Origin of the sequence: Caballeronia sp. (assembly GCF_049581465.1) — a bacterium.
Taxonomy (GTDB): Bacteria; Pseudomonadota; Gammaproteobacteria; order Burkholderiales; family Burkholderiaceae; genus Caballeronia.
In genome coordinates, this window is sequence record NZ_JBAUSA010000447.1 from 1 (window position 1) to 6,027 (window position 6,027).

General features: G+C 58.4%; 7 protein-coding genes. 2 read left to right on the top strand and 5 right to left on the bottom strand.

Translation table 11 applies throughout. The features are described 5' to 3' along the window. Positions 1-26: 26 nt before the first annotated feature. Complete coding sequence (locus tag WCA53_RS11060; protein WP_423909206.1) at positions 27-323, bottom strand: hypothetical protein; 297 nt, start codon at positions 321-323, stop codon at positions 27-29. Between the two features lie 202 nt (positions 324-525). Further along, positions 526-735, bottom strand: coding sequence for a hypothetical protein (locus WCA53_RS11065; RefSeq protein ID WP_423909209.1), 210 nt, complete (start codon positions 733-735; stop codon positions 526-528). An 815-nt stretch (positions 736-1,550) separates the two neighbouring features. Between WCA53_RS11065 and WCA53_RS11070 the strand changes: the two genes are divergently transcribed. After that, complete coding sequence (locus tag WCA53_RS11070) at positions 1,551-1,763, top strand: DUF4148 domain-containing protein (protein WP_423909212.1); 213 nt, start codon at positions 1,551-1,553, stop codon at positions 1,761-1,763. 159 nt (positions 1,764-1,922) lie between these two features. Here WCA53_RS11070 and WCA53_RS11075 read toward each other — a convergent pair whose 3' ends face one another. The 3 genes from WCA53_RS11075 to WCA53_RS11085 form a co-directional block, all read right to left on the bottom strand. Continuing rightward, the gene (locus WCA53_RS11075; RefSeq protein WP_423909215.1) at positions 1,923-2,726 is read right to left on the bottom strand and encodes a hypothetical protein; all 804 of its coding nucleotides are present in this window, start codon (positions 2,724-2,726) and stop codon (positions 1,923-1,925) included. 76 nt (positions 2,727-2,802) lie between these two features. Next, entirely contained in the window at positions 2,803-4,266 is a 1,464-nt protein-coding gene (gene zwf, locus WCA53_RS11080; RefSeq protein ID WP_423909219.1) for a glucose-6-phosphate dehydrogenase, read from the bottom strand. Positions 4,267-4,570: 304 nt separating this feature from the next. Continuing rightward, on the bottom strand, positions 4,571-5,485 hold the full coding sequence (locus WCA53_RS11085; protein ID WP_423909223.1) for a LysR family transcriptional regulator: 915 nt from the start codon (positions 5,483-5,485) through the stop codon (positions 4,571-4,573). A gap of 216 nt (positions 5,486-5,701) precedes the next feature. Between WCA53_RS11085 and WCA53_RS11090 the strand changes: the two genes are divergently transcribed. Beyond that, on the top strand, positions 5,702-6,027 hold a 326-nt coding region (locus tag WCA53_RS11090; protein WP_423909226.1), incomplete at its 3' end, for an aldo/keto reductase.

Consider the following 6,027-nt stretch of genomic DNA (forward strand, 5'->3'; position numbering starts at 1 on the left):
CAGCGCATGTTGACTCGCGAGTCTTCTCACTGACGCGTCGCAAACTCCTCACCCAGTCCGGCGAGGATGCCATTGGTCAGGTCAAGCAGCGTCGAGTGATATTCGGCGGGCAGCGCCACATCGTCCATTCGCGACATGGCATCTTCAATGCCCTGTCGAAATGATCCAATGACCTCGACGCGCTGTAAGGGGGTGAGGTGGGGCAAGACTGCATCATGGAACTTGCCCAGAACCATCGTTCGTGCCCCGAGAACGGCCATTTTCTTCGCGTTATCAGCCACGAGTTCGACTACCTGGTTCACCACATCTTTGACATTATTCAATTTTCGAACACCCTCGTGTCGCACCGGGCCGATTGCTAATTCCTCCGTACCTTGACTATATCGGTGCGAAACGCACCGAATTTAACGACAAACACTCAATAGAATTCCTGAGTGTTTCCCGATGATGGACTGCCCCGCATCAGTTACCCGACAGCGCCCAAAACTCGAGAGAACAAGAGGGCCCCCTCTTCGAACGCCACGCTCAGTCCGACAAATCTGAAGTTGAAAGCGGACCGACCGAGTCCATCCAGTCGTATGAATCAGTGGCGTGCGCCCACGCCCAGTTCCTTGCTGGCGTATTCTTGCTGCTAGTCCCTGGCGAGATTCCGGTCGACGGCGAAAGCGCGTCGCCCCGCTCACTCGCGCCGATTAGAGCGCCGGCTTTTTCGAGGGTAGAGGAGTCGTAGTTCATTGCTTTTCCTTTGCACGGTTCATTACGAGGCGCTGAGCTAGTGCCAACGTTTGTTGACAGTGAGTCTAGGCGTTCTGGGACGGACATCAATGGAGGGGGAAAGAATTCACAATTTTCGATTTGACAACAATGAAAACGGGATTGTGAAAATATGGGTTGTTGGCGCGCGCACACGCATCGGTACTTTTATAACGAACAACCAAACGTAGCGCAGTTCAGACTTAAATAGGCTCTAACGCACGGTTTATTCCCTGCGGGAGAGCGCTTTCCGAGACGAGTTGTCCAATGCGCACACCGTCGCCGATGCTAGCCCTTCCGCGCTATCTTTTTTGTCACACCACTGTTGACCAGATGACAACGTATTGCGTGATGAACGGCGATCCTGGAAGCAATAGAAACGCAAGCGCTGTGCTACGGAAAAACGGCAAATCTTCCCGCGGCCCTATATATCACATTGAGATATATTCATACGAAAACGGCATCGTCCCGACTCCATTATTGCCTCGCATTGTGACTCTTCGGTCAAATGCGTCGCACGCCAAGAGAATCTCCACTTACACCGACCGCTGTCGCTCGCAGAACCCGCTCCAACCTCGACCCATACACGCCAACGGAAGCCGGCCGCCAAACCGCACCCTGAATGTCAACGCGCTCTGGCGAGAGCCAGCATGACTTTCCTGAGCGTCAGTCAACAATCCTTTGATTGCTGACGTCTTAGTACTCAGCGCGCCTCCGCCTAGACTCTTACTAACGAAACGCGAACAGGGCTGTTGGCGGTGAAACGACGTGTTGATGGCAGTGTCATAAAATCTTTGATGCAAGCAATCGCAATTGCAGTCACCCTTGCCATTCCCGCTGTGTCCTACGCTCAATCGAATCAGCCAGTAACACATGCTGAGGCACGCACAGAGTTAGTACAACTAGAGAAAGACGGATGCGATCTAGCAATCGGCCGCAAGCAATCCCCGAAGAATATTCAGGCAGCGGAAGCGAACGTAGCCTCTGAAAAGAATGCGGAGAGCGTATAGGGTGGCGTAGTTAAAAATACTTCGTCGTCCGGGCATGCATTGCGCGGGGGCGCCAAGGGCACCGACACGCCCGGCTTTCCCGCAACTCCGGACTTTCAGCGGCCATAAGGCATTCGCAGTGCATCGCGCTAGTCACGATCGAGGGCGGCCCACGTCGCCTTACAAGCGTTTCCATTGCGTCGACACGGGACCTGGCGCCACGATCAGACCGATGATCCAGCCGAGATAAAAGCGAAAGTCGATCCCAAAATCACGCCACGCGTAAACCGAGAATCCTTGTACATCGCCGAGGGACAGCCCCAACTGCACTGCACCCGAGGCCACAAGCCAGCCCACCGCAATGACGGCGCTCACGTGGGCGCAGCGCCTGAATGTAAGGTGGTCCCAGTGCCGGCGAACGCGCAAATCCCCAGCAACGAGGATCAATGCGCACGGTACGGCGGTCGTGATGCTCTCGCGAGTAGACCATCCGAAGTAGCGTCCGGTCCCATAGATGACCAGCGCGGCGATTATCGTCAGTGTGCAGGCGATCCATAATTTCGAGCGAGCGCCGAGCCACGCGAGCGTAATCGCGAACGGGATTACCGCCCACTGGAATGCTTGCGACATGGCGTGCACGACGTTCTGGTCGGCGCGTTCATTCGAATGGCTGGCGTCCACGTATACCGTAATCGCCTCGTGGACGCAGACGGCCACAATCGCGAACGCCAGTCCCGTGCACGCAGCAAACGCCGGGCTCTTCTCTTCATGCGCGGGATGCAAGCGCAGGCTGCGGAGTCGTTCCAGAACCGGCTCGACGAAGAATGCCAGGATAGCGCCGATCAACAGCGCCGATGCACCCGTGACCCACGTGAAGTGCCCGAAGACGGAAAGCAATCCCTGCCAGAGAAACTCGGGGGCGGCTGCGCAAACCGCAACCCAAAGTGCGAAGAAGAACCCGTTGACGACGCGACTAAGCGGCACAGCAAATCTCCAGGAAGCGGCGCGTTGCGTTTCTAGTCACGGCGCGACCGCGTGTCACACGCGTGACACGCGTTGGTCAGCTACCGGCCTTATTGGGATCTCGCCACGCTCGTTCGAACGGAAGCCGCCAGGCACGGGGCGCGATGAGCTGATGGATGGCCTTCGGCCCCCATGAGCCCGGTTCATAGAAGCGAACTGGCGGAGGGGACTCGAGCAAGGAAGTCGATACCTTCCACAGTCGCTCGATGCCCTCCGCCGTCGTAAATAGAGTGCGATCCCCCCGCATGGCGTCAAGGATCAATCGCTCGTAGGCCTCAAGCACATCGCCTATCAAACCCGTGTCATGCATGGCGAACTGCAAGCTGAGTTTGTCCAGCCGCATGCCGGGACCTGGCCGTTTGCCGTAGAACGAGAGCGACATCTTCGAGGCGTCCGCCAAGTCAAATGTCAAATGGTCCGGGCCTTGCGCGCCGACGCCCGATCCCGCCGGGAACATGCTCTTTGGCGGCTCGCGAAACGCGATGGAAATGATCCGTTGCCCCTCGGCAAGTCGCTTTCCGGTACGGAGGTAGAACGGTACGCCTGCCCAACGCCAGTTGTCGATGGAGCACTTCAGGGCAATGAAGGTGTCGGTTTCCGAATCGGGGCTGACGCCCTCCTCGGATCGATAACCGGCGTACTGCCCCCGGACTACGTCGCCCGGCTGGATGGGCAGCATGCTGCGAAACACCTTGTTCTTTTCCTCGCTGATCGGTGACGGCTCCAGGGAAGTGGGTGGCTCCATTGCCATGAACGCGAGAATCTGGAACAGATGGGTAACCACCATGTCACGAAACGCTCCCGTCTGCTCGTAGAACCCCACGCGCTTACCCAGCCCTAGCGTCTCCGGAACGTCGATCTGGACGTGGTCAATGAAGTTGCGATTCCAGATCGGTTCGAAGAGACCGTTCGCAAAGCGGAACGCGAGAATGTTCTGCGCGGGCTCTTTGCCAAGGAAGTGATCGATCCGGAAAATCTGTTCTTCTTCGAAGACTTCATGCAGCTTGGCATTCAATGACACCGAGCTCGCCAGATCAGTGCCAAACGGCTTTTCCATGATGATTCGGGAACGCTCGACAAGCCCCGCTTCCTTAAGCATTCGTACTGCAGATAACGCAGCGTTCGGCGGTACGCTTAGATAGTGCAGTCGCCGGCACTCGTCTTCAAATGTCTGCTCGGCCTTGTCCACTGCGGCAGCGAGTGCACCCGCTCCTGCGGCCATCGACACGTAGTCGAGGTTGGCAGCGAAAGCATCCCATTCTGTCTGAGCAATCTTGCGAGAAGAAAACTCATCGAGTGCTTCCCTTGCCGTCTGGCGAAAGTCCTCGAGCTTGATGTCATCGAGCGCGACAGCAATGATCCGGCAACCCGGGATGAAGCCGGCGCTCGACAGGTGGAACAAGCCGGGTAATAGCTTGCGTCGGGCCAGGTCGCCCGTGGCGCCGAAAAGGACAACCACCTGCGGATACCGCGGGCCCACGTCTGGAGTTATCTTCGCCATCGCGCAATTCCTTTGTTAGTTACCGGTGCCTAACGAACGGAAACGAATTAAAACGGGCAAGACAATAAATCGAGCAGGATGAAGCCTGCTGCCACATGATCTGACAGAGCGAACATTACGCTCAAGCATGAGCCGACAATTCTACGCGGCGAAGATTGAGGGACACATATGCCACGTGGAAAACCTGCTGTCAAAAGATCGTTGCGGTTCGTCGGCCTTGCGCACTGCTACGTTGTCCGATACTTGGCCGGTCGCGACGAGAGCGGAGTCGCCTGACCCGGCAATGAAAAGTGGGCAGCGAGCGTCAGGCCACCACGTCGGGCAATTTGAGCAAGTCCAGGAAGGCCCGCGCTACGGGTGTGAGCGGCTCGCCCGCGCGGCCCTTGAAGAACGCGGCGAGCTCCCAGCAGGGCTCCTCGGTTGCGCACAGCGTTGCTGTCGCGACCGGCGCCCCGCGCGTGTCGCGTACCCTGGCTGCGGCGACGGATTCGGGCACCATCGTTATCGCAAGGCCCTGGGCGGCCAGTTCGAGCAACATGGGTATGTCGTTGACCTCGAAGCCGGTCCGGCGCTGCAGCCCTGCGGCTGCAAAGCTTCGATCAACAAGCCGCCGCACACTCCACTCCGGGCAAAGATCGGCGAACGTCTCTTCACTGAGATCCGACAATTTGAGCTCGCTCGCGCCCGCAAATTCGTGATCCGTCGAGCAGACGATGACCATCCCCTCGCAGGCGAACATGCGCGATCCGATATCGTCGGGCTGCGGATCCGACGGCTGCGTGAACGCGATGTCAAGACGCCCTTCACGCACCTCGTCAATCAACGCACGCGAGCCATCGAGTGTCAGCTCGATATCGATCCCGCCAAACGCGGCCCGAAACTGCCCAAGAGAAGCCGGCAGGTCGACGAACGGCGCGAGGCCGTGAATCGCACCGATCCTGAGCCGGCCGCGCGCGAGGCCATGAACCTGAGTCACCGCGTGCCGCGCGTCGCGTGCGGCTGCGAGCACGCGGCGCGCTTCTTCGACCAGCACTTCGCCAGCCGGGGTCAGGTCGACACGCCTCGTACTACGGATGAACAACGGCCCGCCCAGGTCTTCCTCCAGCGCGCGGATCGACGCCGACAACCCGGATTGGACGAGATTGAGGCGCCGCGAAGCACGCGTGAAATGCCGCTCTTCGGCGACTGCCACGAAATGCTCCAGCTGCTTCAGGTCCACGCGGTGCCTCCCATGCGTCGAAAATAGAATTAATCAGAAAATCCGCACAATGTAAGCATATATTCCTGTTGGAATGATAAGTCAGTTTCCGTTATTGTCAAATGCCTGGGCGCGCGCCAATGCAGGAAACGGGCACACGATTTGCCTGTGCCAAAGCGTAAGAAACGACCGCGCGCCGGTCCTGAATCCTGAGCAACAGTTATAGGAGATTGCACCATGGAATATCGTCAACTCGGCCGTTCGGGCCTCAAAGTGTCAACCATCACGCTAGGCACGATGACAATGGGCGGCAAGGGAAAATTCGCGAGCGTCGGGGAAGTGGGCCTGAACGACGCGCGCCGCCAGATCGACATGTGCATCGAAGCGGGCGTCAACCTGATCGATACAGCGGACGTGTATTCGAATGGCGCGTCGGAGGAAATCGTCGGCGAGGCGCTCGGCGGCAAGCGTCCCGGCGCCGTGCTGATCGCCACGAAAGCACGCTTTCCAATGGGCGACGGCCCGAACGACCGGGGCCTGTCGCGCCATCATTTGATCCAGGC